The following is a 26,466-nucleotide window of genomic DNA, read 5'->3' on the forward strand; positions in this document are numbered from 1 at the left end:
ACGCCCCGGCAACACTTCGGTGTCGGGGCGTGCGCATGCCAGGACGGGCCCTCCAGGGTGTCGGTGGCTCCCGATAGGCTGAATGCATGACGCGAGCCGAGCACCCCACGGCCTCTCCGCCGGCCCCCGACGATGCCCTGGTCGCGGACTCCCGCGAGCGCGCCGTCCGCGCCCTGCTGCGCCGTCCGCAGTTGAAGCGGTTGTGGAGCGCACAGCTCGTGGGCGGCGTGGCCGACACCCTGGCCCTTCTCGTGCTGGTCCTGCTCACGCTCCAGGCGGCTGTCGCCGAGGGCGCGTTCGGGGGCGGCTATCGAGGCGTGGCGTTCGCAGTGGCGACCGTTTTCGGGGTGCGCATCCTCGCGACGCTCCTCTTCGGCGCCGTGCTCCTCGGTCCGCTCACGGCGCTCACCTCCCAGGACGGCCCGCTCGACCGCCGCTGGACCATGGTCGGCGCGGACGGGCTGCGCGCCGCGCTGCTCATCATCGCGCCGCTGTGGATCGACTGGATGCCCGACGACGCCCTGGCCATGCTCCTCGTCACGGCCTTCGTGACCGGAGTCGCCGAGCGTTTCTGGACGGTGTGCCGCGAGAGCGCGGCCCCCGCGCTGCTGCCCGCACCGCCGCCGGAAGGTGCGACGGTCCGGCCGCTGCCCGACCACCTGGACGCCCTGCGCCGGCTCTCGCTGCGCACCGGTTTCATCGCGATCCCGCTCGCGGCCGTCGTACTCGTCGTCGCGGCCCTCTTCAACAACCTGCTGGGCGTCGGCATCGACTGGTTCGGCCAGCACCAGGCGGCCCTCGCCTCGTACGTGGCGGCCGGGCTGTTCGCCGCGTCCCTCTCCGTGCTGACCTTCCTCGAACTGCCCGCCACACGCACCCCGCGCGCGCGTTCGCCGCTCGAGGGGCTGCGCCGCCCGAAGACCGCGACCGGCGCCGACAAGGGCCGCACCGGTGCGATGCCGCTGCTGGTGCTGGCCTGCGCGGCCGTCGCCGCCGCTGTGTCCGCCTCCGTCGCCGTGGTCGTGCTGCACGCCAAGGACCTGGGCGGCGGCCCGGTGCTCTACGGCCTGTTCGTGGGCGTGCTCACCGGCGGTGTCGTCGTCGGCATCCGTACGGCGCCCGCCCTGCTGCCCGCCCTGTCGCGCCGCCGGCTGCTCGCGCTGGTGATCGCCTTCACCGGTGTCGCGCTGCTGGCCGCCGGGCTGGTCCCGGACGTCACCACCGTGCTGCTGATCCTCGCCCTGGCCGGTGTCGGCGCGGGCATGGCCGCCAACATCGGGCACACGCTGCTCGACCAGGAGACCGAGGAGTACCGGCGGTCCCGTACGACCGAGCACCTGCACGCGGTCGTCCGGGTCTGCGTGGCGCTCGGCGCGGTGATCGCCCCGCTGGTGGCGGCGGCGATCGGGCCGCACCGGCTGGAGGGCGGCAAGTTCGTCTTCGCGCACGGCGGCGCGGCCTTCACGCTGATGCTGGCCGGCGCCCTGCTGCTGCCGGTGGCCGCGCTGGTCCTGGCCAAGGTCGACGACCGCTCCGGAGTGCCGCTGCGCCAGGACCTGCGGGACGCGCTGCTCCGCGGCGACGACCCGGATCAGGCGCCCGCGAGCACCGGTTTCTTCATCGCCCTGGAGGGCGGCGACGGGGCCGGCAAGTCCACGCAGGCGGAGGCGCTCGCCGAGTGGATCCGCGGCAAGGGCCACGAGGTCGTGCTGACGCGCGAGCCGGGGGCGACGCCGGTGGGCAAGCGGCTGCGGTCGATCCTGCTGGACGTGTCCAGCGAGGGCCTGTCGCACCGCGCGGAGGCACTGCTGTACGCGGCCGACCGGGCCGAGCACATCGACACCGTCGTACGGCCCGCCCTGGAGCGCGGCGCGGTCGTCATCTCCGACCGGTACATCGACTCGTCCGTGGCCTACCAGGGCGCGGGCCGCGATCTGTCGCCGACCGAGATCGCCCGGATCAACCGCTGGGCGACGAACGGGCTCGTGCCGCATCTGACCGTCCTGCTGGACGTCGCGCCGGAGACCGCGCGTGAGCGGTTCACCGAGGCGCCCGACCGGCTGGAGTCGGAGCCCGCCGAGTTCCACGCGCGCGTGCGGTCCGGCTTCCTCACCCTGGCCGCGGCCGATGCCGGGCGGTACCTGGTGGTGGACGCAGGCCAGGAGCCCGAGGCCGTCACGACCGTCATCCGGCACCGGCTCGACCAGGTGCTGCCGCTGTCCGAGGCCGAGATCAAGGCCCAGGAAGAGGCGCGGAAGAAGGCCGAGGAGGAGGCCCGCCGCAAGGCCGAGGAAGAGGCCGCCCGCAAGGCCGAGGAGGAGCGCCTGGAGCGTGAGCGCCAGGAGCAGCTGGCCAAGCTGCGCGCCGAGGAGGAGGAGCGCAAGCGGCGCGAGCTGGAGGAGGCGCAGCGGCGCGAGGCCGAACGGCAGGCGGAGGAGGCCCGGCGACGGGCCGAGGAAGCGCAGAAGAAGGCCGAGGAGGAGAGGGCGCGGCTCCTCGCGGAGGAGAAGGCCCGGGCCGAGGAAGAGGCCCGCCGCAAGGCCGAGGAGGAACGGCGCCGCAAGCAGGCCGAGGAAGAGGCCAGGCTGCGTGCCGAGGCCGAGGCGCTCCGTCTGGAGAAGCAGCGCAAGGCCGAGGCCGCGCTGCTGCGGGCCGAGGAGGCGCGACGCCTGGCGGAGGCGGCGGCAGCGGCAGCGGAGGCGGGACCGAAGCGCTCTCCCCAGGGTGCTGGCCAGGGTTCCGCTCCACAGCGCCCGTCCCGGGCGACGGGCGCTCAGGACGCGGCTACCGTGCCGACGCCGGAGGTGACACCGGAGAACGCCCCGGACGGTTCAGGTTCCGGCTCCGGGTCTGGCTCCGGCTCCGGATCCGGTTCCGTGGACGAGACGACCGTGCTGCGCCGGGTGCGGGACGACGAGGCGGGCGACGACGTCGGCAACAAGGCCGGTGAGCGGCCCGGCGGCAAGACCTCCGGCCGCGGCCGGAGCTCCGGGGGAGCCGACGCCGAGGTGACGGCCGAGCTGCCGAAGCCGTCCGTTCCGCCGGGAGCGGGCGAGGAGACGGAGGTGCTCCCGCCGGTTTCGCCCCGGGCCTGGGACGAGACCGAGGTGCTGCCCCAGGTGCCCTCCGGTGCGGCGGACGAGACGGCCGTGCTGCCTCCGGTCCGGCCGGGGGACGCCGAGGAGACGGCCGTACTGCCGCCCGTGCGCGGGGACGAACCCGCGGACCGGGTTCCGCCCGGGTACTTCCGGGACGACTCCCCGGCCGCCCGCCCCGACGGGACCGAGGACCGTACGCGCGAGCTGCCCCAGGTCGACGCCGAGGGCGAGCCGCGCCGCCGCCGGTCCGACTGGGCCGAGGAGACGCCGCTGGACGACCTGCCCTCACTGGCGGACGAGCTGCTCGGACCGCACGAGGACGAGCCGGACGAGGGCCGGGGGCGCCGGGGCAGGGGCCGGGGCCGCTGAGGCCCTGCCCGGCAGGCGATGTCGGGAAGATCACCGGCCCCGGCCCGCAGAGGGCCGGGGCCGGTTGTCAGTGGTCGCCCCCACAATGGATCTCGCAGGGCAGTACGGTCCGCGGACGCGGACGTGACGGAAGGGCGGCGTGACCCATGACCGTGTGGGACGACCTCGTCGGGCAGCAGAGGGTGAGCGCGCAGCTGGACGCTGCCGCCAGGGACGCCGACGCCCTGGTCACCGCGGCCGCGGCCGACGCCCCTCCGCCCGAGGCGTCGAAGATGACCCACGCGTGGCTGTTCACGGGCCCGCCCGGAGCCGGGCGGAACCAGGCGGCGCGGGCCTTCGCGGCGGCGCTGCAGTGCGTCAGCCCCGACCGGGCCCTCGGCGGCTCCCCGGGCTGCGGCTTCTGCGACGGATGTCACACGGCACTGGTGGGCACGCACGCCGACGTCACCACCGTGGCCGCCGTCGGCGCACAGATCCTCGCCGACGACATGCGCGACACCGTCCGCAAGTCGTTCACCTCGCCGGCGAACGGCCGCTGGCAGATCATCCTCGTCGAGGACGCCGAGCGGCTGAACGAGAAGTCGGCCAACGCCGTCCTCAAGGCCGTGGAGGAGCCGGCCCCCCGCACGGTCTGGCTGCTGTGCGCCCCCTCCATCGAGGACGTCCTGCCGACCATCCGCTCCCGCTGCCGCCATCTGAACCTGAGCACGCCGTCGGTCGACGCCGTCGCCGACATGCTCGTACGACGCGAGGGCATCGAGCCGGCCGCGGCCGCCGCGGCGGCCCGCGCGACCCAGGGCCATGTCGACCGGGCCCGCCGGCTGGCCACCGACCCGGCCGCGCGCGAACGCCGTGCCGCCGTGCTGAGGATGCCGCTGCGCGTGGAGGAGGTCGGCGGCGCGCTCAAGGCCGCCCAGGAGCTGGTCGACGCGGCCGCCCAGGACGCCAAGCAGCTCGCCGAGGAGATGGACGCCAAGGAGACCGAGGAGCTGAAGGCCGCTCTCGGCGCGGCCCAGGGCGGCCGGATGCCGCGTGGCACGGCCGGCGTGATCAAGGACCTGGAGGACAAGCAGAAGCGCCGCAGAACGCGCACGCAGCGCGACAGCCTCGACCTCGCCCTGACCGACCTCACGTCGTTCTACCGCGATGTCCTCGCCCTCCAGCTCGGCTCCCGGGTGGCCATCGCCAACGCGGACGCCGAGGACGCCCTGGAGCGCCTGGCCCGCGGCAGTTCCCCGGAGTCCACGCTCCGCCGCATCGAGGCGATCGCCGGCTGCCGTGACGCGCTCGACCGCAATGTGGCGCCGCTGCTCGCGGTGGAGGCGATGACGATGGCGCTCAGAGCGGGCTGACGCCCGGGTGAGGCCGGGAGGCGCGGGGGGCCTGGGGTTGACGTTGTAACTCGTACGAGGCTCGGCGTAACTCGTACGAGGCACGACACGCACGCACGGCACTCATTCCATCGCGCAGAGTTACGCTCGCTGGATGTACACAAGGCGCACCTCCCGCTCCGCCTCCACCCCGGCTTCCCGTCGCGCGGGCTCCGTCGGCGCCCACCGCAGGGCCCGTGGCGGAGTCAGGACCGCGGTCGGCCTCCTCGCCACGGCCGCGCTGCTGGTCTCCGCCTGCTCCTCGGGGAGCCCGACGACGTCCGCGGCCTCGGCGGCGCCGGAGCCGGCGGCGCTGGCCGCGCTGCCGAAGTCCGTCTCCGCGGCGCTCGCGCCGTACTACGCGCAGAAGCCGGCCTGGCGCGGTTGCGGCGTCCCCGGCTTCCAGTGCGCCACCATCAAGGCACCGCTCGACTACGCCAGGCCGTCCGCCGGTGACGTCCGGCTCGCCGTCGCCCGCAAGAAGGCCACGGGCGAGCGGCTGGGCTCGCTGCTCGTGAACCCCGGCGGGCCGGGCGGCTCGGCGATCGGCTACATGGAGTCGTACGCCGGCATCGGCTATCCGGCCGAAATCCGGGCCCGCTACGACATGGTGGCGGTCGACCCGCGCGGCGTGGCCCGCAGCGAGCCCGTCGAGTGCCTGGACGGGCCGGACATGGACACGTACACGCAGACGGACATCACGCCCGACGACGCGAAGGAGGGCGACGGGCTGGTCGCGGCGTACCGGACGTTCGCCGAGGGCTGCGGCGCGGACGCGCCCAGGCTGCTGCGCCATGTGTCCACCGTGGAGGCGGCCCGGGACATGGACATCGTGCGGGCGGCGCTCGGCGACAAGAAGCTGAACTACGTCGGCGCGTCCTACGGGACGTTCCTCGGCGCGACATACGCCGGGCTCTTCCCGGACCGGGCGGGCCGGCTGGTGCTGGACGGCGCGATGGACCCGTCGCTGAGCGCGCGGCGGCTGAACCTGGAACAGACGGCGGGCTTCGACACGGCGTTCCGGTCGTTCGCGCGGGACTGCGTACGCCAGGCCGACTGCCCGCTGGGCGGCGCGGGCACCTCGCCCGAGCGGGTGGGCAGGAACCTGAAGGCGTTCTTCGGGGAACTGGACAAGCAGCCCATCCCCACCGGCGACCCCGACGGCCGCCGCCTCACCGAGTCGCTCGCCACGACCGGTGTGATCGCGGCCATGTACGACGAGGGGGCGTGGCCGCAGCTGCGTGAGGCACTGACCGCCGCGATGAAGAAGGACGACGGCGCCGGGCTCCTCGTCCTGTCCGACGGCTACTACGAGCGTGACGCCGACGGCGCCTACAGCAACCTGATGTTCGCCAACGCGGCGGTGAACTGCCTGGACCTGCCGCCCGCATTCGACACCCCCGACCAGGTGCGCAGCGCGCTGCCGGACTTCAGAAAGGCGTCCCCCGTCTTCGGCGAGGGCCTCGCCTGGGCCTCGCTGAACTGCGCGTACTGGCCGGTGCACGCCACGGGCGAGCCGCGCCGCATCGAGGCGAAGGGCGCGGCCCCCATCGTGGTGGTCGGCACCACCCGCGACCCCGCGACCCCCTACCGCTGGGCGAAGGCCCTGGCCGGCCAGCTCACCTCGGCCCGCCTCCTCACCTACGCGGGGGACGGCCACACGGCCTACGGCCGCGGCAGCGCCTGCATCGACCGCACGATCAACGCCTACCTCCTCCGCGGCACCCCGCCCCAGGACGGAAAGCGCTGCTCATAGCCGCCGGCCCGGCCCCGGAGGGCCCGCCTCCGGGGCCGGTACGGAGCACCCTTCGAAACTGTGTAGACTTACCGTCGTTGCTGATCGCACCATAGTGCGGACAGCGCGCCGCCTTAGCTCAGATGGCCAGAGCAACGCACTCGTAATGCGTAGGTCTCGGGTTCGAATCCCGAAGGCGGCTCACCTGAAACCCCAGGTCGGATGGACTCCGACCTGGGGTTTTGTCGTTCAGCGCACGCGACGGCGACGCCGGGCGCGGGCCGCGCGGGTGTCTGCGGTCTCGCTCCCGTCCCCTCGTCCGGGGCGGGGCTCCCGTGGAGATCGCCTACGAGGCGGTCTGGGACAACGGCACGTCATGTTGGCGTCACGGCGTATCAGAATTCCCTCCTCGGAATGCCGGAGCGGAACCTGGGGTCCCGATGTCAGCGGGCGGTTTCCCGCTCCACCGGCAGCCACAGCTCGGCGTCCGCGTGGGTGCCGTCTGCCGAGAGTTCGGTTCGGAGGATCTCCGGGCCGGGGCGGCTGCGGTACGGGTTGGACGGGAACCACTCGGTGAAGACGTCTCGCCAGAGGTCCTGGATGGCCTGGGGAGCCGGGCCGGAGGTGGTGAAGACCGCCCAGGTACCGGGTGCGACGGGCAGGGTGGTGACGCCCTCGGGCGGCGAGGTCCGCGCTGAGGTGATCACGCCGTGGTAGTAGTCGAGTTGCGTCCCCTCGGCCCGGCTCGGGTCCAGGTCGTCGCAGACCGCGACGATGCCCTGGGGGTCCTGGTCGGAGAGCTTCTTCAGGTGTTCCAGGGCCGGCTTGTCGAGGCCGCGGACGAAGTCGATGATCGACTCGTTGGGGCCTGAGTGGACCAGGGGGATCCGGGTCTTGAAGCCGGTGACGGTGAAGGCCGGACGGTCCACCACTCGGTAGTTCATGCTGCTGCTCCCTTCGACGGTGAGGCGGAAGGTCAGCCGGGGCTGGGAGACGAGCACGGCGCCGGTGCGCCGGGCCTCGCCCGGTCCCACGCCGTGCATCGTGCGGAACGCCCGAGCGAACGCCTCGCCGGAGCCGTAGCCGTAGCGCACCGCGATCTCCAGCAGCGTCTCGCCGCCCGTGAGCACCTCGGCGCCCGCGACGGTGAGCCTCCGGCGCCGGATGTACTCCGACAGGGGCATGCCTGCGAGTGCGGAGAACATGCGGCGCAGGTGGTACTCGGAGGTGGCCGCGATCCGCGCCAGCTCCACGGCGTCGACGGAGTCGTCGAGGTGGCGCTCGATGTGTTCCATGGCCTGGTTGAGCCGCTCCAGCACGCCCGGTTCCTTCCTGTTTCGTGCCTCTTCGGTGTCCACCACGCTAGGCAGCGCGCCCCCTGCCGGACCCGACATCCTGTGCCCGATCGGGTCGGGTGCCGGTTCGGCCGAACGAGTCAGGCGGACCGTCGTCCGGCAGGCGTATTTAAGGGGGCCTTACCGTGAACGGCTAGCATCGCCCGTCGACCCGTCAGTTGCCGACCGTGATGAGGTGAGGACATGGGGGCGCCCAGGATCGCCGTCGCCGTGGTGACGATGGGCAATCGGCCCGAGGAGGTCGACGCGCTGCTCCGGTCCGTGGCCAAGCAGGACGTGGCGCCCGAGCGGATCGTGATCGTCGGCAACGGCTGCCCGCTGCCCGAGTTCGCCCGGCGGCTGTCGCTGCCCGGTGAGGTCACCCCTGTCGAACTCGACGAGAACCTCGGGTGCCCCGGTGGGCGGAACGCGGCCCTCGCGCGGCTGCGGGAGTTCGGTGATGTCGACGTCGTCATCGATCTGGACGACGACGGACTGCTCGTGGACGCCGATGTGCTGCGCCGCGTGCGCGATCTGTACGCCGCCGACGAACGGCTCGGCATCGTAGGGTTCCGCATCGCCGACGAACTCGGCGAGACGCAGCAGCGGCACGTGCCCCGGATCGGCGGCTCGGACCCCCTGCGGGGCGGTTACGTCACCGGGTTCCTCGGTGGCGGGCACGCGCTGCGGATGGCGATGCTCGACGAGATCGGCGACTGGCCCGCCGAGTTCTTCTTCGCCCACGAGGAGACCGACCTGGCCTGGCGCGCGGCCGACGCGGACTGGCACATCCTCTACGCGCCCGAACTGCTGCTCCAGCACCCGAAGACCTCGCCCGCCCGGCACGCCATCTACTACCGCGTGAACGCCCGCAACCGGGTCTGGCTGGCCCGCCGCCGGCTGCCGGCCGCGCTCGTCCCCGTCCATCTGGGGGTGTGGGTGCTGCTCACGCTGGCGCGGAACCGGTCCGGTGCCGGGTTGCGCGCGTGGTTCGGCGGATTCCTGGAAGGCGTACGGGAGCCGGCGGGGGAGCGGCGGCCCATGCGCTGGCGTACGGTGTGGCGGCTCACGCGGCTGGGGCGGCCGCCCGTCATCTGACAGCCGAGCCGGAGCGGCCTGAGGTTTGAGTGGGCCCCGGCCGTTCACCTCCGCCGACCGGGACCCGGAACCGGCCGCGGCGGCGACACTCCCCCGAGTGGCGCGCCGAGACGCGCGCACCGCCGGGCCAGATCCGACGGAGTGATCACATCAGGTTGTGCCAACGGATCGCTAACATATGGCCAACGGTTGACCAGGGTGGCGGAGATTCGTCAAGGGCGGTGACAGGGGAAGGCGGGGGAGCGATGGGGGCATCTCCCTGCACCGGCGGTGACGAAGGCCCCGGCGAGCGGTGCGAGCCGCGGTTCGGGCTGCTCGGGCCGCCGGTGCTCTACCACGACGTCAGCGGCGGCGGCCGGAGCGAGGCGCGGGGTATCGCGAGCCCCAAGGTCCGGGTGCTGCTCGCCGCTCTGCTGCTCGACGCCGGGCGGGTCGTCTCCGCCGAGTCGCTCAAGGACGCGCTGTGGAACGGGGCGCCGCCCGCTTCCGCCCAGGCCTCGCTGCACAACCACATAGCCCGGTTGCGGCGGTTGCTCGACGATCCCGAGCGGCTGCGGACCGTACCGTCCGGGTATGTGCTGCGCGTCGACGAGGGCGAGCTGGACGTCCACCTGTTCGACGCCCGGGTCGCCGCGGCGCGTGCCGCGCACGCCGGCCGGGACTGGGAGCGGGTCGTCCGCGCGGGTACGGCCGGGCTCGCGCTGTGGCGGGGCGCACCGCTCGCCGGGCTGCCGTCCGAGGTGGGCGGCTACGCCTTCGCGCAGCGGCTGCACGAGGCACGGCTGCTGCTCCTGGAGTGGCGCTACGACGCCGAGCTGGAGCTGGGCGGCCCGCGGCTCGACGGGCTCGTGCCGGAGCTGACGGCGTTGACCGCCGAGTATCCGCTACGTGAGGCCTACCACCGGCAGCTCATGCTCGCCCTGCACCGCACCGGCCGCCAGGCCGAGGCCCTGGCCGTCCATCACGAGCTGCGCACCCGCCTCGTCGACCGGCTCGGCATCGAGCCGGGGCCGGGGGTGCGGCAGGCGCACGTGGAGGTGCTGCGAGGCGGTACGGGGGGCGGTCGTGCCGACGATCCATGCGGTCCACCGGTGTCAGCGCGGGTCTTGGAGCGTACCGTCGCCCCATCGCCGACGCCGGCCCAGTTGCCTCCGCCGCCCGCTCACTTCACCGGGCGCACTGGCGTACGCGACTGCCTGCGCCGCACTCTCACGACGCCCGGCCCATGTCCCACCGCCGTCATCAGCGGCATGGCCGGCGTCGGCAAGAGCGCACTCGCGCTGCATGTCGCGCATCCTCTGGCCGAACGATTCCCTGATGGGCAGCTCTACCTCAACCTGCACGGCGCCACCCAGGGCATGACCCCCCTCACCCCTTCCCAGGCCCTCACCGCCCTGCTGCGTGACCTCGGCGTCGAGCCATGCCGGATCCCCGAACCGCCTGGCCTGGCCTCCGCGTTGCTGCGCTCGCTGCTCGCGCCGACGCGCACGCTCCTGGTGCTGGACGACGCCGCGAGTGCCGCGCAGGTGCGGCCGTTGCTGCCGGGCGGCTCCGGGTGCGCAGTGATCGTCACCAGCCGTTCGCCGCTCACCGCCCTGGACGGAGCGGCACGCTTCCCGCTCGGTCCGCTGTCGGACGAGGAGAGCGCCGAACTCCTGCACGCGGCCTCGGGCCGCGAGGGACTGGAGGGCGAGGAGGGTGACGCCGCTCGTCGCCTCGTCGAACTCACCGGCAGACTCCCGCTGGCCCTGCGCGTCGTCGCCGCTCGGCTCGCCGCCCGGCGGGCCCTCACCCCGGACGTTCTCGCCGGGCAACTGGCCGCCGTGGGTGAGCGGTTGCACCACCTGGAGTACGACGACCTGAGCGTCCGCCGGTCCCTGGCCGTCGCGCACGACGCGCTCGCCGCCTCCGAACGCGAGGCCGACCGGGACGCGGCCCTCGCCCTGCGCCGCATCGGCGCGCTCGACCTGCCCACCTACGGCGTCCCGCTGCTCGCCCGCCTCACCGGCACGGGCGAACGGCGTGCCGAGGCCGCCCTCGACCGGCTCGTGGACGTCGCCCTGCTGGAGGAGACGGCGTACGGCCGGTACGAGCCGCACGACCTGGTGCGCGACTTCGCGCGTGAACGGGCCGGGGAGGTGCCGGGTGAGACGGCCGGTGACGGGCTCGGTGGCGACGCCGTCGAGACGGCCCTGCGGTGGTACGCCGCCGTCGCCGAGCGCGTTCTCACCGCGATCGTCGAGCCCGGGCCCGACCAGGACGACCGCCGCCGGCCCACCGCGGGCCGGCCGGACGGGCACGGGCCCGCACCCGCCGACGCCGTCGCCCCCTTCAGCGGCCCCGAGGAGGCCTTCGCCTGGGGAGACCGGGAGTTGGCGAACCTCGTCACCCTGGTCGGGCGGCATGCGGACGACCCGTGCCGGCGGCGGGCGGGCCTGGTCTCCGACGTCGTCCGGCTGATCTTTCCCTACGCGCACCGCAGGGGGCGGGTCGCGGAGATGGAGGTGCTCGGGCGGGCCGGCCTCGGTGTGGCGCGGCGGCTCGGTGACCGGGCGGCGGAGGCGTGCGCGCTGGTCGACCTCGCCGGACTGCACTTCCTGACCGGCCGGCAGAACGAGGCGCTCGCCCTCAACGACCGGGCGCTGGTGCTCTGGCGGCGGCTGGACCACCTCTCCTGGATCCGTCGCTGCCTCAACAACCGCGGCCTGCTGCTCGACGGGCTCGGCCGGCACGCCGAGGCCGGCGAGGCGCTGCTGCTGAGCCTGGAGCACGCACGGCAGCTGGACGACCCGTACGGCGAGGCCGTGACCCGCAGCCACCTCGGCAACCTCTACGAGCACACCGACGCGCGGGCCGCCATCGAGCACCACCGGCGTTCGCTCGCCATCGGGGAGGACATCGGTGCCGTCATCCTGCGGCACTCCGCGCACTGCAACATCGGCTACGCCCATCTGCGGCTCGGCGAACCGGCCGCGGCCCTTCCGCACTTCGAGGAGAGCCTGCGCATCCTCGGCGGCCAGGGCGACTGGCACGGCGAGTCCCAGACCCGGCTCGGGCTGGTCCGTGCCCTGCGGCTGCTGGGCCGCACCGGGCGGGCCGCCCGCGAGTGCGCGGAGTTGCTGGACCGGGCCGATGCCCGCGCCGACCGCTACACCGGCGGTCTCGCCCGCCACCAGCACGGGCTGCTCCTGCGGGAGCGGGGGCGGCCCGAGGCGGCCCTCGAGGAGTGGCGCTCGGCACTCGCGGCGCTGGACGGAACGGACGAGCGGACGGTGGTCACGGAACTCCGCGAGCTGCTGGCCACGGCCGACTGATCAACAGGCCGGTGCCCGCCCCTCACTTGGCATCCGCATAGCACTCCACCACCGCCGTGGTGAACGGAAACCGCACCGGGGTCTGGCCGAAGGTCAGTCGGCCGGCCAGGGCCGCCGCCTCGTGGATCGCCGTCACGATCGCCTCCGTCTCCTCCTCGGGGCAGTGCACGATCACCTCGTCGTGCTGGAAGAACACCAGCTCCGCCGCCATGTCCGCGCAGGTCCTGCGCAGCGCGGCGAGCAGGAGCAGGGCCCAGTCGGCGGCGCTGCCCTGGACGACGAAGTTGCGGGCGAAGCGGCCGCGGGCACGGGCGTTGGTGGAGGCGTAGCCGGGCACCCAGGGCGCGGCGGCGTCGGGGTGGTCGTCGTCGGCGACGGGGATACCGGCCTCCTCCGTCCCGTCCTCCGTCGCCCGGGCCGCGGGCGGGCAGGTCCGGCCCAGCCAGGTCCGCACGAGCCGGCCCTCCTCGCCGGCGCGGGCCGCGTCGTCGACGTACGCCACCGCCCTGGGGAAGCGGCGTCTGAGCGCGGCGAGGTTCTTCAGGCCGTCGCCGGAGGTCTGGCCGTAGACCGCGCCGAGCACGGCGAGTTTGGCCTGGGCGCGGTCTCCGGAGAAGGCGCGGTCGGAGACGGACTGGTACAGGTCGGTCTCCCGGCCGGCCACCTCCATCAGCCCGGGGTCGCGGGAGATCGCCGCGAGGACGCGCGGCTCCATCTGGTCGGCGTCGGCGACGACGAGCCGCCAGCCGGGGTCGGCGATCACGGCCCGCCGGATCACCTTGGGGATCTGGAGCCCGCCCCCGCCGTTGGTCACCCAGCGCCCGGTGACCGTCCCGCCCGCGAGGAACTCGGGTCTGAACCGCCCGTCGCGGACCCAGTCCTGGAGCCAGGACCAGCCGTGGGCGACCCAGACGCGGTACAGCTTCTTGTACTCGATCAGGGGCTTCACGGCCGGGTGGTCGATCGACTCGATCTCCCAGCGGCGGGTCGAGGAAATCTTGATCCCGGCCTGGGCGAAGGCCTTGACCACGTCGGCCGGCAGGTCGGGCCGCACCCGGCGCCCGAAGGCCGTGGACACCTCGTCGGCCAGTTCGGCCAGGCGGCGTGGCTCGCCGCCGCCCGCGTACCGCTCGCCCAGCAGGTCGTGCAGCACCGCGCGGTGCGTGTCGGCGCGCCAGGGCAGCCCGGCGCGGTTCATCTCGGCGGCCACCAGCATGCCCGCCGACTCGGCGGCCGTGAGCAGCCGCATGCGGCCGGGGTGCTCGGCGCTCTCGTGCCGGCGCTGCTGCTCGGCGTAGACCGCGAGGAGGTCCGGCAGGGGGAGAGGGACGCCCTGTGGCTCGAACAGGGAGGACTGCGAGCCCGGTTCGGCGGACCGCTGGGGCGGATCGGGCGGTACGGGGCCGCCGCGCAGCCGGGCCAGGGCGGCCGCGGCCGAGCGCGGTTCCCCGTACCGCCCCTCGTGGCCGAGGAGGAGCGTCTCGGCGGCCTCGATGTCGTAGCACCGCTCGACTCGCACCCCCGTGGCGAGCAGACGCGGGTAGACCTCGGCGGTGGACCGCCACACCCACCGTGTGACGCCGGGACGGCTCCGCACGGCCTCGGCGGGGTCCGTCTCCCGTCGCACCGGCCCGGCGGGCAGCCCGTCCGGACCGAGGGAGGCGACGTCCACGCCACCGTCCTCGGCCGGAGCGAGCGCCCACCGGTCGGCCATGCGGCGAGTCTGCCAGGGGGGTCTGACAACGCCCCCCGATCGCCGCCTCGGCAGGCGCTGTCGGCCCTCGTCAGGCCTCGTCCGGCGTCTCCTGCTGCGCCTGCATGATCTTCTCCAGCACGGTCACGACGTACTGCTCGGTCCGCTCCTTGCCGATGCCGAGGCCGCTGAGGACGCCCTCGCCGTTCTCGTGCTCCAGCAGGGCCAGCAGGATGTGCTCGGTGCCGATGTAGTTGTGGCCGAGGCGCAGGGCCTCGCGGAAGGTGAGCTCCAGGACCTTCTTGGCGGCCTGGCCGTACGGCACGAGCTCCGGGGCCTCCTCGACGGCGGGCGGGAGCGCCGCCGTCGCCGCCTCGCGTACCGCGTCGAGGGTGACGCCCTGGACGACGATCGCCTTCGCGGCGAGGCCGTCGGGCTCGGCCAGCAGACCGAGGACGAGGTGCTCGGGCAGGCCCTCGGCGTTGTGCGCGGCCTTGGCGGCGTTGTGCGAGGCCATCACCGTGTTGCGGGCGCGGGGCGTGTAGCGGTTGAAGCCCTGGCTCGGGTCGAGGTCGGCCGACTCCTTCGGCACGAAGCGCTTCTGCGCGGCCTGCCGGGTGACCCCCATGCTCTTGCCGATGTCCGTCCAGGAGGCACCCGAACGCCGGGCCTGGTCCACGAAGTGGCCGATCAGATGGTCGGCCACCTCGCCGAGGTGATCGGCGGCGATCACCGCGTCCTGGAGCTGCTCGAGGGGTTCCTGGTGAACCTTCTTGATCGCCGCGATCAGGTCGTCGAGGCGCACGGATGACGTGATGTTGGGGTTCGTCGTCATGTGTCAACCGTAGGTTGCGTACCCAAGGGTGTCAACCGTGAGTTGACAGTTCGGCGCGTGGCACCATCGGCCCGTGAGTACGTCCCCCACCGTCGACCGCGCGTTCGAAGCAGCCCTGTACGCGACCGGCGAGACGGCCCTCGACACAGGCGCGTCCCTGCTCGCCTCCGACCCGGCGGCGGATGCCGAACTCGCCCGGCGCGGGGAGGAGTTCGTGGCGGCGTCCTGGCGGCGCGGCTGGCAGCCGGCCGACGTCGTACGGATCGTCCGGAGCGAGCTGGAGGACGTCCACGTGCTCCTCGTGGCCGCGCTGATCCGAGCCCAGGCACCCGGCGACCGCCCCCGCGGCAGCCGCTGGAGCGCGCAGCTCGCGGAACTCCCCGCCGAGGCCCCGCCCCGCACCGACCGCTTCTCGCACGCCACGGCCGTGCTGGAGCTGTACCGCCTGCTGCTGCGGCTGCCCGCCCTCGAGGCCCTCGACGAGGCGCCGGGGGAGGCGACCGGTGGGGCCAGGGCCGAGTCCCGCATGCTCACCCGCATCCGCGCCCTGCTCGCCAAGGCGGAGGCCACCGGGTTCCCGGAGGAGGCGGAGGCGCTCAGCGCCAAGGCGCAGGAGCTGATGGCCCGGCACAGCGTCGACGAGGCGCTGCTCGCGGCGCGGGCCCCCTCGCCCGACACCCCCGGCGCCTGCCGGATCGGTGTGGAACCGCCGTACGAGCAGGCCAAGGCGGTGCTGCTGGACGCCGTCGCCTCCGCCAACCACTGCCGCGCGGTGTGGAACGAACCCCTGCGCTTCTCCACCGTCGTCGGCTTCGAAACGGACCTGGAGGCGGTCGAACTCCTCTACACCTCGCTCCTCGTGCAGGCCACGACCGCGATGACGAAGGCGGAGGCCGCCCAGCGCGCCGGGGGCCGCAAGCGCACCAAGACGTTCCGGCAATCCTTCCTCGCGGCCTACGCCCACCGCATCGGCACCCGCCTGGCGGAAGTGGCGGAAGCCCAGGTGACCGACGACCTGCTCCCGGTCCTCGCCACCCGCGACGTCGCGGTCACCGGGCGGCTGGACCGCATGTTCCCGGAGACGACCACGACCCGCCTGCGCGGTGTGCGCGACGCGGCGGGCTGGACGGAGGGCGCGCAGGCGGCGGACCGGGCCCAGGTCGGGCACCGGCCGCCGCTGCGCTGACCCGCCGTCAGTCGCCGGCCGCCTGGAAGGCGCTCACCGAGGCGTCGGGCTCGCCCGCCCCGCCCTTCAGGGCGACCGGGCCGTAGGACCACTTCACGTCGTGCGTGGCGCCCGCGCCGGGCAGGCGGAAGGACGCCTTCTGTACGGGCAGACTCCGGGGGCCGCTCTCCTCGCCCCGGACGTAGGTGATCGTGAAGGAGGCGGTGGCGGCCTTGGCCAGTGTGAGCGACTCGGCCTTCGCCGCCTGGGCCGCCTTGTCCGCGGGGACGGAGGTTGTGCTGTCCGCGGCCACGAGGTCGACGGCGGGGAAGCCCTTCAGCGTGCACCGCTCGCCCTGGTTGGTGAGGGTGACGGTGACGTTGCCGGTGTCCCCGGCGGCCGGGGCGGCACCGGCCCCGACCTCCACGCCCATGTCGCCGATCGCGCAGGCCGAAGCGGCCGGCCGGTCCGCGTTCTTGACGTCATCGGTGCCGGCCCCGTCGTCGTCGCAGGCGGTCAGCAGGAGCGTCCCGGCGAGGGCGGCGGCCAGGGCGAGGGGAGGGAGGGTGCGCATGGGGACCTCTGGTGCGTGATGGCGGTGAGCGTTCCGATGGAGGGATCATCTCGGACGGACGGACCATCACGCACCCGGGCAGGCCGCCCTCCGGAGGGGCGTCGAAACTCGCGGCTACCCGAGGCCCGCCGTGGGCAGCCCGGTCGGCAGCTTGCCGCCCTCGGACCTGGTGTAGGTCTCCGCGCCGAGGCCGCCCTCCCAGGTGACCTTCAGGCTGGTCTTGTTCACGGAGTCGACCATGCCGGTCGTCCGGTCCTTGCTGCCGTCCGTGCACTTCAGGCGGACCATCCGCATCCCGGACTCCTCGCCGGCGGTGCCGCTGCACACGCTCCCGCCGGTGGCGAAGAGCGCGGCCTGTTTGCCGGTGATCACCAGGGCCACGGCCTTGCCGCCGGTCGTCGCGAGCCAGCTGCCCTCCAAGCCCGTGCCGGAACCGGAGCCGGAGCCGCCCGATCCGCCGCCGGTGGAGGCGGACGCCGAGGGGGACGGGGCCGGGCCGGACGCGGAGTCGTCCCCGGAGTCGCCGTCACTGCTGCACGCGGACAGGGCGAGCGCACCGGCCAGCCCCGCGGCCGCCGCCGCGACCCGCAACCGCCGACGCGCTCCCGTGCGCCGCGAGAAGATCACCGAAGTCACTGCAAGCCCCCAAGCTGTAGCCGCCGGCGAACCCGGCCCGGGCCCGCCGGCCCTTGCCGGAACGATCGCAGCAAGCTACCAGGGCCGGTCAAGGGGCCCCGGGGGCGCGTCCCCCGGGGCTCGTCCGTCACCAGGAGGACTTCCGCACCCCCGGCAGGTACCCCGCGTGCGCCTGCTCCCGCAGACTCACCCGGGACAGCCCGAACGCCCGGAAGTAGCCGCGCGGGCGCCCGTCCACCTGGTCGCGGTTGCGGACCCGTGTGGCACTCGCGTCGCGCGGCTGCCTGCGCAACTCCGCCTGCGCGGCGAGGCGCTCCGCCTCCGTCGACGACGGCCGCCGGATGATCTCCTTCAGTTCGGCACGCCGGGCGGCGTAGCGCGCGACGACCTCCTGCCGCTTGTCGTTCTTCGCGATCTTGCTCTTCTTCGCCATCAGACCTTCACTCCCCGGGCGCGGATCCGGGCGACGGCCGCCTCGACTCCGATCGTGTCGACGGTCTTGACCGCCCTGGCGCTCAGCCGGAGGCGGACGTACCGGCCCTCGCCCGGCAGCCAGTAGCGCTTGGACTGGATGTTCGGGTCGAACCGCCGGGACGTGCGCCGGTGGGAGTGCGAGATGCGGTTGCCGAAGCCGGGCCGGGCGCCGGTCAGCATGCAGTGCGCGGACATGTGGTGACGTACCTCTCTGACTCAGGTGATGTAAATGGAATTCATTTTCAGTAGTGTAGCGGCATGGCACGCAACGAACTCCGGCCGGTCATCAAGCTCCGGTCCACCGCCGGAACCGGCTACACCTACGTGACCCGCAAGAACCGCCGCAACGACCCGGACCGCATGATCCTGCGCAAGTTCGATCCGGTCGCCGGCCGCCACGTCGACTTCCGAGAGGAGCGCTGACCATGCGCGAGGGACTCCACCCGGAGTACGGCCCGGTCGTCTTCCGCGACCGCGCCGCGAACTACGCCTTCCTCACCCGCTCGACCCTCTCGGCCAGGGCGGGCGAGAAGATGATCGAGTGGGAGGACGGCAACACCTACCCCGTCTTCGACGTCGAGATCTCCGACGCGAGCCACCCCTTCTACACCGGCACCGCCCGTGTCCTGGACACGGCGGGGCGTGTGGAGCGCTTCGAGCGCCGGTACGGAAAGAAGGGCTGACCCGGTGACTGCCCCCTCCGGTCTCTCCGTCGTGATCGTCGGCGGGCTGCACGCCGACGCCCGCAGGGCCGCCGTGGCCCGGCTGCTCGCCGACGTGCCCGGCAGCGTCGCCCTCCACCACGACCTAGCCACGGCCGCGGCCGGCACGGTCGTACGGACCGTCCGGGACGCCACCGGCCTCCTCGACGCGGGGGAGGCGCCGCTGGTCAACGACTGTGCCTGCTGCGCCCTGCGCGAGGACCTGGTCCCGGAGCTGGAGCGGCTCGCCGATGCCGGGCGGACGCCGCTGGCCGTCGTCGAGCTGTGGGACTCCGTCGAGCCCAAGGCGATGGCCGAGGTCGTCACGGCCGGCGGGCTCACCGTCACCGGTGTGCTCACCGCCGTCGACCCCGCCCTGGTCCTGCCGTACCTCGGCAACGGCGACGACCTGGCCGACGGCGGTCTCGCCGCCGCCGCGACCGACCAGCGCACGGTCGCCGACACCTTCGCGCGCCAGCTGGAGTACGCCCCCGTCCTCGCGATCGCCGAGTCCCCCGAGGCCGACGACGAGGACCGCGAGCTGCTCGCCCAGCTGCACCCGACGGCCCGCCAGGTCCCGATCGGCCGGGGCGAGCCGCCGGCCGACGACGGCCTGACGGTGCCGGCCCCGCGCCGGCGCCCGCTGGCGCCGCTGGCCGAGGCGGCCCTGGCCGGCTTCGACGTGGAGGCCGCGGCGGCCGCCCAGCACCCGGCCTGCGCCCTGCTGCCCGCCGAGGCCGACGCGCACGGCGTCTCCACCCTGGTCTGGCACCGGTGCCGCCCCTTCCACCCCGAGCGGCTCTACGCCGCCCTGGAGGACCTGACCTGCGCGGCGGCCCGCAGCCGGGGCCGGTTCTGGCTCGCCGACAAGCCCGACACGCTGTACCACTGGGACGCCGCGGGCGGGGCCCTGTGCGTGGAGAGCGCGGGGCCCTGGCTGGCCTCCCTGCCGGACGCGGCCTGGGAGATGGTCCCGCCGGTGCGCCGCGCCGCCGCCGCGCTGGACTGGCACCCCGAGCACGGCGACCGCGGCCAGCACCTCGTCTTCACCTCGCCCGGCCTCGACCGGGACGGCCTGGAGCGACTGCTGGAGTCCTGCCTGCTGACCGACGCCGAGTACGCCGCCGGGCGTGACGCCTGGCAGCGGCTGCCGCACGCCTTCGACACCCTCCTGGAGGTCTGATCCCCGATGCCCCGCAAGTCCGACCGCAAGCTCCCCGCCAAGAACCGTCCCAATCCGCTGGACCAGGCAGGGATCACGTACATCGACTACAAGGACACCGACCTGCTGCGGAAGTTCATCTCCGACCGCGGCAAGATCCGCAGCCGCCGGGTCACGCGGGTGTCGGCGCAGCAGCAGCGGCAGCTGGCCAAGGCGATCAAGAACGCACGCGAGATGGCGCTGCTGCCGTACGCCGGGCGCTGAGCGTCCGGCCCGGGTGAGGTTCCCCACGCTTGACGCGTGGGGGACCTCATGCCTGCGTTCCGGACCTTCAACAGGCGCACGCCGGGCGGTCCGTCAGGGCCGGGTGGCCCACCGCGTCTCCGCCGATGGTGCGAGCCGGGCACCGGCCCGCAGGACGACGTCCCGGTCCTGCGAGCGGCCCATTTCTCCCTGGCCCCGCAGGTCGCGGTCGTCTTCCGCATGGCGCCGGGCCCGCCCCGGCCGGTCCCCGGCCCGCGCGCCGCCAGCTCCCTCTTCTCGGTCGCGGGCCCCGCCGGGCCCCCCGCCCTCGCCGCCGAGTGGATGCTCCGCCTCCACCGGACCTCCGCCGAACCCGCCGACTTCCCCGTCTGCCTCCGGGAACGCGCGAGAAGGCAGCGCCGTCAAACAGGCAAGGGAATCGGTAAAGCGGTCGTCAAAGCTGTAACCGCAGGACCACCCCGCGTGCACGTGCATCTGCTCATGCATCCGCACATGAACAGGGCTATGATCCGGGTCAGTTGACCACTGCATCAATGGCCACATAAGCCAGTGCACCACCGGGGAGCGACCTGTGGACCACGACGTGTACAACGGGATGGCGGCCGCCGGGCTGAACGGTGTGGCCTGGCAGAAGAGCCGGCACAGCAACTCGCAGGGTTCGTGCGTGGAGTTCGCCCGGCTCCCGGGCGGGGACGTCGCCGTACGCAACTCGCGCTTCCCCGACGGGCCCGCGCTGGTCTACACCCGCGCGGAGATCGAGGCGATGCTGCTGGGTGTGAAGGACGGCGAGTTCGACCACCTGGTGGGTGGCTGACGAGTCGACGGACCCCCTACAAACCGGGGGTAATCGGAAATACACGCGCTGTAACGCGCGTAGAACCGCGGCGCCAGGAAGCGCCGCGGTTTCTCATTCGCTGCCGGATCGCGGCAGCCGGAACAGTGCCCAGACCACCTTGCCGCTGAGCGCGCCCGCCAGCGGGTGCCAGCCCCAGCTGTCGCTGAAGGAGTCGACGAGGAACAGCCCGCGGCCCGACTCGGCCGAGAAGTCGTCGGTCTCCCGGGCTACGGGACTGTCGTGACTGGGGTCGCGCACCGCGCACACCAGACGCTCGGTCCAGCGCATCAGGTGCAGCCGCACCGGAGGCTCCCGGCCGGGGGCACACGGGGCGTTGACCGGCAGGCCGTGCCGCAGGGCGTTGGTGACGAGCTCCGAGACCACCAGACAGACGTCGTCGAAGCGGTCGCCCATGTCCCACTGGTCGAGGGTGCAGCGGGTGAACCGCCGTGCGTCGCGCACCGCTTCGTAGCGGGCGGGCAGAGCGCACGAGGCGGCGTCGGACACGGCCGCTGGATCAAGCGGCGGAAGGCCCTGCCGTAACGGCTCGAGCATGGTTGATCCATTCGTCCCCATGCGAGGCACTCCCGGGAATTCGCGGTCGGTGCGATGCGGCGGTGGTGCGGGACCATGGTTTCGGATGCGTTCAGCAGATGCAAGGGCAGATGCACGTGCACGTGACCGGAATGAGCCGTCCCGTACCGCTTGTTGGTCAATTTTTCCGTCATCTTCGCGTCCTTCTCCGGCCGTTCGCATGCCTCCTTCTTGCATTCGCGCGCGTGCGTTCTCCGATTCGATTCCGTTTCCGTAACCGGACGAGTACTGCTCGGAGTGTTTTAGTGGCAGACTTCGGGCCCTGAAGACGTTGGGGAGGCTGGCGAACGTGAGCGCGGGAGAGCCGGGATCGGTGGTGCGGCGCATGCTGCTCGGATCACAACTCAGGCGTCTGCGTGAGGCGCGGGGCATCACGCGCGAGGCGGCGGGCTACTCGATCCGCGCCTCCGAGTCGAAGATCAGCCGGATGGAGCTGGGCCGGGTGAGCTTCAAGACCAGGGACGTCGAGGACCTGCTCACGCTGTACGGCATCACGGACGAGCAAGAGCGCGCCTCCCTGCTGTCCCTGGCCAAGGAGGCCAACGTCGCGGGCTGGTGGCACAGCTACTCGGACGTGCTGCCCAGCTGGTTCCCGACCTACGTCGGCCTGGAGGGCGCCGCCTCGCTGATCCGGGCGTACGAGGTGCAGTTCGTGCACGGCCTGCTGCAGACCGAGGCGTACGCGCACGCGGTGGTCCGGCGGGGCATGCAGGGCGCGAGCGAGGCCGACGTCGAACGGCGTGTGGCGCTGCGCCTGGAGCGGCAGAAGTACCTCGTCGACGAGCGGGCTCCCGACTTCCACATCATCCTGGACGAGGCCGCACTGCGCCGTCCGTACGGCGACCGCGAGGTGATGCGCGGTCAGCTCCAGCACCTCATCGAGATCTCCGAGCGGCCCAATGTGCGGCTCCAGGTCATGCCGTTCAGCCTCGGCGGCCACTCCGGCGAAAGTGGCGCGTTCACGATCCTCAGCTTCCCGGAGTCCGACCTCTCGGACGTCGTCTACCTGGAGCAGCTCACCAGCGCGCTGTACCTCGACAAGGCCGAGGACGTCGCGCAGTACGAGAAGGCGCTCAAGGAACTCCAGAGCGACAGCCCGGGCCCCTCGGAGAGCCGGGACCTTCTCCGAGGACTCCTCCAACTCTCCTGAAGGGCTCCTCCAACTCATCTGAAACAGAAGTACGATGACGTGTGATCAGATCGTGAAGGCGCGATCAGAGGTCTGCTTAGGGATCGAGGGATCACATGTCGTCGTCCTACTTCACCGACCTTGCACAGCAGTACATCGACGGTGAGTGGCGCCCGGGTACCGGCTCCTGGGACATCATCGACTTCAACCCGTACGACGACGAGAAGCTGGCGTCGATCACCATAGCCACGGTCGACGAGGTCGATCAGGCGTACCGGGCGGCGGCCCGCGCCCAGAAGCAGTGGGCCGCGACCAACCCCTACGCCCGCCGGGCGGTCTTCGAGAAGGCGCTGCGCCTGATCGAGGAGCGCGAGGCCGAGATCTCCGAGGCCATCATCGCCGAGCTCGGCGGCACCCGTCTGAAGGCCGCCTTCGAGCTGCACCTCGCCAAGGAGTTCCTGCGCGAGGCGGTCCATCTGGCGCTGCGCCCCGAGGGCCGGATCATCCCCTCGCCGGTGGACGGCAAGGAGAACCGCGTCTACCGCGTGCCGGTCGGCGTCGTGGGCGTGATCAGCCCCTTCAACTTCCCCTTCCTGCTGTCGCTGAAGTCCGTCGCCCCGGCGCTCGCGCTCGGCAACGCCGTGGTGCTGAAGCCGCACCAGAACACGCCGGTCGTCGGCGGCTCCCTGGTCGCGAAGATCTTCGAGGACGCGGGGCTGCCCGGCGGTCTGCTGAACGTCGTCATCACCGACATCGCGGAGATAGGCGACGCCTTCATCGAGCACCCGGTCCCCAAGGTCATCTCCTTCACCGGCTCCGACGCCGTCGGTCGGCACGTGGCCACCGTCTGCGCCCGGCAGTTCAAGCGCTCGGTGCTCGAACTGGGCGGCAACAGCGCGCTGGTGGTCCTCGACGACGCCGACATCGACTACGCGGTGGACGCTGCCGTCTTCAGCCGGTACGTCCACCAGGGCCAGGTCTGCATGGCCGCCAACCGCGTCCTGGTCGACCGGTCGGTCGCGGACGAGTTCACCGAGAAGTTCGTCGCCAAGGTGAAGACCCTCAAGGCGGGCGACCCGCGCGACCCGGAGACCGTCATCGGCCCGGTCATCAACTCCTCGCAGGCGGACGCCGTCTCCGGCGTGGTCGAGCAGGCCCTCGCCGAGGGCGCCACGGCCCTGGTGCGCGGCGGGCGGACGGACAACCTCGTCGAGCCGTCCGTGCTGACGGACCTCCCCGCCGACTCGGCGCTGCTCAAGCAGGAGGTCTTCGGGCCGGTCGCGTTCCTCGTCCCGTTCGACGGTGAGGAGGAGGCCGTACGCCTCGTCAACGACACCCCCTACGGTCTGAGCGGCGCCGTCCACACCGGGGACATCGAGCGGGGCGTCGCGTTCGCCAAACAGATCGACACGGGCATGTTCCATGTGAACGACGGCACCGTCCACGACGAGCCGATCGTCCCCTTCGGCGGTGAGAAGCACTCGGGCATCGGCCGGCTCAACGGCGACACGATGCTGGACTCCTTCACCACGACCAAGTGGATCTCGGTGCAGCACGGGCGCAGCGGGTTCCCCTTCTAGAGCACCTCCGCAGGTCACGGGAGAGCGTCTCGAGACTCACTCGAGACGCGGTCGAAGGCAGGTGGCCGATGTCCGGATCTCGTTGCGTGAGGCGGGTCCGGCCCAGCATGCTCATACCGCGTCCGTCGGGGCTGCCAAAAGCAGTCGTACAGCGCAACTCCCCCTTGAACCATGTGGTTTGAGGGGAAGTCCCAGGCGATACTCAAATTGGAGTATCGGGTGGTACGTTGTGCCCACCGACGGACGGAGTGAGTGCATGCACGAACAGGACGAGGTCCTCGACAGCCCGACCGGCTGGGTCGCCACGCATGTGCGTCGATACGTGGCCAGCGAGGGGTCGAACGGGCACATCTGGTACGGAAAGCCGACGCTGCTGCTGACCACACGGGGCCGCAGCTCCGGGGCGCTGCGGCGGACCGGACTGATCTACGGGGAGGATCAGGGCAACTACGTCGTCGTCGGGTCCAACGGCGGATCCGACCATCATCCTCACTGGTACCTCAACCTGCTGGCGGAGCCGCGGGTGCGAGTGCAGGTGGCCGCGGACACGTTCGAGGCGGTCGCCAGGGAGGCGGAAGAGGGGGAACGGGATCGCCTGTGGGAGGCGATGACCGTGATTTTTCCGCAGTACAAGAGCTACCGGAAGAAGACCGACCGGAAGATCCCCGTCATCGTGCTGGAGCCACAGGGGCCCGCACAGGATTGACGGGTGTCCGACGCCTCCGGTGAGGAGGCGGCTACGGCGATGCTCGGGGGAGTGCGCGTCGGTCGGGGGCCCGGTCGAACCGGGTCCCGCGCGCGGACGGCAGGGGGCCGTGCCGTGAGGGGGGACGCGTCATCGCGCCGTTCCACCCACTCGTTTCTCATCGAAGGGTTGGGTGTGTGTCATGGGCGGATTCAGTCGCCGCGGATTTCTGAGAACCACAGGGGCGGGTGCCGCGGCGGTCGCCACCACGGGGGCCGTCGCGGCACCGGCCGAGGCCGCGCGGGCCAGGGCCAATGTGTGTGTGCCGGAGGCGCCGGTCACCACGGTCGCCGCCGCCGATCCCCGGTACGGCGAACTGGTCGCCAGGGGATTCAACGCCCGCTTCACCGGGTCGCCGGACCTCGTGCACGTGGTCCACACGCCCCGGCAGATCGACCAGGTCGTCACGGACGCCGTGGCGGCCGGGAAGCGGATCGCGGTCCGCAGCGGCGGGCACTGCTTCGAGAACTTCGCCGACCACCGCGACGTCCGTGTGCTGATCGACACCTCGCCCATGCGCGCGGTCTACTTCGACAAGGAGCACCGGGCGTTCGCCGTGCAGCCCGCCGCCACCCTGGGCGAGGTCTACCGCACGCTGTTCTACGACTACGGCGTGACCCTGCCGGCCGGGGTCTGCCCCCAGGTCGGTGCCGGCGGGCATGTCGCCGGCGGCGGATACGGGCCGCTGACCCGCCGCGACGGCACCGTCGTCGACCATCTGTACGGCGTCGAGGTCGTGGTGGTGGATGCGAGCGGCAAGGCCCGCACCCTCACCGCCACCCGCGAGCGGGACGATCCCCACCACGATCTCTGGTGGGCGCACACCGGGGGCGGCGGCGGCAACTTCGGCATCGTCACCCGCTATCTGTTCCGTACGCCCGGGGCCTCGGGCGACGACCCCTCGGGCCTGCTGCCCAAGCCGCCCACCCGGCTCCGCTCCACCTTTGTGACCTGGTCGTGGGCCGATCTCGACCTGGCCAAGTTCACCAAGCTCGTCACCAACTTCAGCAAGTGGTACGAGCAGAACCACGCCGACGCCCGGTACGGCAGCCTCTACAGCACCCTGCACCTCAACACGCACGCGATCGGCTCGATCTCCCTGGACATCCGCTTCGACGGCGGCCGCGCCGACGCCGCGGAACTGATCGAGCGGTACGTCAACGCCGTCAACGCGGGGACCGGACTCGAGCCGGCCATCGAGCACGCCGAGGACCTCTGGCTCCAGGCCACCCTCGGGGCACGCTTCGACACCGGCGGCTACGACCGCCACAAGTCGAAGAGCGCCTACCTCAGGCGCACCTGGACGCCCGAGCGCATCAAGACCGTCCACAAGCACCTGACCGACCCCGCGTTCGAGGGCTGGGGCGCCGTCGACCTCTACTCGTACGGGGGGAAGGTCAACACCGTGGCGCCCGGTGCCACCGCGGTGCCCCAGCGGGACTCGATCCTCAAGGCGTGGTTCTCCGCCACCTGGATGGATCCGGCCCTCGACGACGTGCACCTGAACTGGATCCGCGAGCTGTACCGGGACGTGTTCCGCGACACCGGCGGCGTCCCCGTGCCCAACGACGAGCACGACGGCTGCTACATCAACTATCCCGACACCGACCTGGCCGATCCGCGCTGGAACACCTCGGACGTGCCCTGGCACACCCTCTACTACAAGGACGGATACCGCCGCCTGCAGAAGGTCAAGGCGAAGTACGACCCCCGCGGCGTCTTCCAGCACCCGCTCTCCGTCCGGCTTCCCTGATCCCCTCC

24 protein-coding genes and 1 tRNA gene are annotated in these 26,466 nt (G+C 72.7%); 16 read left to right on the forward strand and 9 right to left on the reverse strand.

Annotated features, from left to right (window positions below; all coding sequences use genetic code 11):
* The first annotated feature begins 86 nt into the window (after positions 1-86).
* The 4 genes from tmk (at position 87) to AC07DF_RS15195 (ending at position 6,774) form a co-directional block, all read left to right on the forward strand.
* Positions 87-3,467: a dTMP kinase gene (gene tmk, locus AC07DF_RS15180; protein ID WP_478970710.1), complete on the forward strand. Its 3,381-nt coding sequence runs from the start codon at positions 87-89 to the stop codon at positions 3,465-3,467.
* Between the two features lie 146 nt (positions 3,468-3,613).
* Positions 3,614-4,819, forward strand: coding sequence for a DNA polymerase III subunit delta' (locus tag AC07DF_RS15185; protein ID WP_478970712.1), 1,206 nt, complete (start codon positions 3,614-3,616; stop codon positions 4,817-4,819).
* A gap of 133 nt (positions 4,820-4,952) precedes the next feature.
* Positions 4,953-6,593 (forward strand): alpha/beta hydrolase, encoded by a 1,641-nt coding sequence (locus AC07DF_RS15190; protein ID WP_478970714.1) that lies wholly within the window; start codon positions 4,953-4,955, stop codon positions 6,591-6,593.
* 107 nt (positions 6,594-6,700) lie between these two features.
* Positions 6,701-6,774 (forward strand) — tRNA-Thr (locus tag AC07DF_RS15195).
* A 241-nt stretch (positions 6,775-7,015) separates the two neighbouring features.
* On the opposite strand, the gene AC07DF_RS15200 is transcribed toward AC07DF_RS15195, so the two are convergent.
* Positions 7,016-7,891, reverse strand: coding sequence for an AraC family transcriptional regulator (locus AC07DF_RS15200; RefSeq protein WP_478970994.1), 876 nt, complete (start codon positions 7,889-7,891; stop codon positions 7,016-7,018).
* A gap of 219 nt (positions 7,892-8,110) precedes the next feature.
* Between AC07DF_RS15200 and AC07DF_RS15205 the strand changes: the two genes are divergently transcribed.
* Entirely contained in the window at positions 8,111-9,004 is an 894-nt protein-coding gene (locus AC07DF_RS15205; RefSeq protein ID WP_478970716.1) for a glycosyltransferase family 2 protein, read from the forward strand.
* A 245-nt stretch (positions 9,005-9,249) separates the two neighbouring features.
* On the forward strand, positions 9,250-12,318 hold the full coding sequence (locus AC07DF_RS15210) for an AfsR/SARP family transcriptional regulator (protein WP_478970717.1): 3,069 nt from the start codon (positions 9,250-9,252) through the stop codon (positions 12,316-12,318).
* Between the two features lie 22 nt (positions 12,319-12,340).
* Here AC07DF_RS15210 and AC07DF_RS15215 read toward each other — a convergent pair whose 3' ends face one another.
* Positions 12,341-14,032 (reverse strand): bifunctional 3'-5' exonuclease/DNA polymerase, encoded by a 1,692-nt coding sequence (locus AC07DF_RS15215; protein WP_478970719.1) that lies wholly within the window; start codon positions 14,030-14,032, stop codon positions 12,341-12,343.
* Between the two features lie 70 nt (positions 14,033-14,102).
* On the reverse strand, positions 14,103-14,846 hold the full coding sequence (locus AC07DF_RS15220) for a Clp protease N-terminal domain-containing protein (protein WP_478970721.1): 744 nt from the start codon (positions 14,844-14,846) through the stop codon (positions 14,103-14,105).
* 73 nt (positions 14,847-14,919) lie between these two features.
* On the opposite strand from AC07DF_RS15220, the gene AC07DF_RS15225 reads away from it, so the two are divergent.
* Positions 14,920-16,032, forward strand: a complete 1,113-nt coding sequence (locus tag AC07DF_RS15225) for a DUF2786 domain-containing protein (RefSeq protein WP_478970725.1) — start codon at positions 14,920-14,922, stop codon at positions 16,030-16,032.
* Positions 16,033-16,039: 7 nt separating this feature from the next.
* Here the strand turns inward: AC07DF_RS15225 and AC07DF_RS15230 are convergent, their stop codons facing one another.
* The 4 genes from AC07DF_RS15230 to rpmB form a co-directional block, all read right to left on the reverse strand.
* On the reverse strand, positions 16,040-16,585 hold the full coding sequence (locus AC07DF_RS15230; protein ID WP_478970729.1) for a DUF4232 domain-containing protein: 546 nt from the start codon (positions 16,583-16,585) through the stop codon (positions 16,040-16,042).
* 114 nt (positions 16,586-16,699) lie between these two features.
* On the reverse strand, positions 16,700-17,221 hold the full coding sequence (locus AC07DF_RS15235) for a hypothetical protein (RefSeq protein ID WP_478970731.1): 522 nt from the start codon (positions 17,219-17,221) through the stop codon (positions 16,700-16,702).
* Between the two features lie 127 nt (positions 17,222-17,348).
* Complete coding sequence (gene rpsN / locus AC07DF_RS15240; protein WP_031115923.1) at positions 17,349-17,654, reverse strand: 30S ribosomal protein S14; 306 nt, start codon at positions 17,652-17,654, stop codon at positions 17,349-17,351.
* The gene (gene rpmB, locus AC07DF_RS15245) at positions 17,654-17,890 is read right to left on the reverse strand and encodes a 50S ribosomal protein L28 (RefSeq protein ID WP_382491035.1); all 237 of its coding nucleotides are present in this window, start codon (positions 17,888-17,890) and stop codon (positions 17,654-17,656) included. The genes rpsN and rpmB overlap by 1 nt, the downstream gene beginning before the upstream one ends.
* 63 nt (positions 17,891-17,953) lie before the next feature.
* On the opposite strand from rpmB, the gene rpmG reads away from it, so the two are divergent.
* The 4 genes from rpmG to rpsR are packed head-to-tail and all read left to right on the forward strand — an operon-like array spanning position 17,954 to position 19,822.
* A complete protein-coding gene (gene rpmG / locus AC07DF_RS15250; protein ID WP_193483085.1) occupies positions 17,954-18,118 on the forward strand; it encodes a 50S ribosomal protein L33 in 165 nt (54 codons plus the stop codon).
* Between the two features lie 2 nt (positions 18,119-18,120).
* Positions 18,121-18,378 carry a type B 50S ribosomal protein L31 gene (locus tag AC07DF_RS15255; RefSeq protein ID WP_478970734.1) on the forward strand — a complete coding sequence of 86 codons (258 nt, stop codon included), beginning with the start codon at positions 18,121-18,123 and terminating at the stop codon, positions 18,376-18,378.
* 4 nt (positions 18,379-18,382) lie between these two features.
* Complete coding sequence (locus tag AC07DF_RS15260; protein WP_478970736.1) at positions 18,383-19,579, forward strand: CobW family GTP-binding protein; 1,197 nt, start codon at positions 18,383-18,385, stop codon at positions 19,577-19,579.
* Between the two features lie 6 nt (positions 19,580-19,585).
* Positions 19,586-19,822, forward strand: coding sequence for a 30S ribosomal protein S18 (rpsR, locus tag AC07DF_RS15265; RefSeq protein ID WP_478970738.1), 237 nt, complete (start codon positions 19,586-19,588; stop codon positions 19,820-19,822).
* 93 nt (positions 19,823-19,915) lie between these two features.
* On the opposite strand, the gene AC07DF_RS15270 is transcribed toward rpsR, so the two are convergent.
* Positions 19,916-20,158, reverse strand: coding sequence for a hypothetical protein (locus tag AC07DF_RS15270; protein ID WP_478970740.1), 243 nt, complete (start codon positions 20,156-20,158; stop codon positions 19,916-19,918).
* A 259-nt stretch (positions 20,159-20,417) separates the two neighbouring features.
* On the opposite strand from AC07DF_RS15270, the gene AC07DF_RS15275 reads away from it, so the two are divergent.
* Positions 20,418-20,636, forward strand: coding sequence for a DUF397 domain-containing protein (locus tag AC07DF_RS15275; protein ID WP_229873094.1), 219 nt, complete (start codon positions 20,418-20,420; stop codon positions 20,634-20,636).
* Between the two features lie 93 nt (positions 20,637-20,729).
* Here the strand turns inward: AC07DF_RS15275 and AC07DF_RS15280 are convergent, their stop codons facing one another.
* The gene (locus tag AC07DF_RS15280; RefSeq protein ID WP_478970742.1) at positions 20,730-21,233 is read right to left on the reverse strand and encodes an ATP-binding protein; all 504 of its coding nucleotides are present in this window, start codon (positions 21,231-21,233) and stop codon (positions 20,730-20,732) included.
* Between the two features lie 343 nt (positions 21,234-21,576).
* Here AC07DF_RS15280 and AC07DF_RS15285 point away from each other — a divergent pair, with 343 nt between their 5' ends.
* The 4 genes from AC07DF_RS15285 to AC07DF_RS15300 all read left to right on the forward strand — a co-directional run bounded on the left by AC07DF_RS15285 (position 21,577) and on the right by AC07DF_RS15300 (position 26,458).
* Positions 21,577-22,401, forward strand: a complete 825-nt coding sequence (locus AC07DF_RS15285) for a helix-turn-helix domain-containing protein (protein WP_189725931.1) — start codon at positions 21,577-21,579, stop codon at positions 22,399-22,401.
* 95 nt (positions 22,402-22,496) lie between these two features.
* The gene (locus tag AC07DF_RS15290; protein ID WP_478970744.1) at positions 22,497-23,960 is read left to right on the forward strand and encodes an aldehyde dehydrogenase family protein; all 1,464 of its coding nucleotides are present in this window, start codon (positions 22,497-22,499) and stop codon (positions 23,958-23,960) included.
* Between the two features lie 256 nt (positions 23,961-24,216).
* A complete protein-coding gene (locus AC07DF_RS15295) occupies positions 24,217-24,666 on the forward strand; it encodes a nitroreductase family deazaflavin-dependent oxidoreductase (RefSeq protein ID WP_454362527.1) in 450 nt (149 codons plus the stop codon).
* A 181-nt stretch (positions 24,667-24,847) separates the two neighbouring features.
* Positions 24,848-26,458 carry an FAD-binding oxidoreductase gene (locus AC07DF_RS15300; RefSeq protein WP_478970746.1) on the forward strand — a complete coding sequence of 537 codons (1,611 nt, stop codon included), beginning with the start codon at positions 24,848-24,850 and terminating at the stop codon, positions 26,456-26,458.
* Positions 26,459-26,466 lie beyond the last annotated feature (8 nt).

Source organism: Streptomyces sp. NPDC044719, assembly GCF_056433405.1.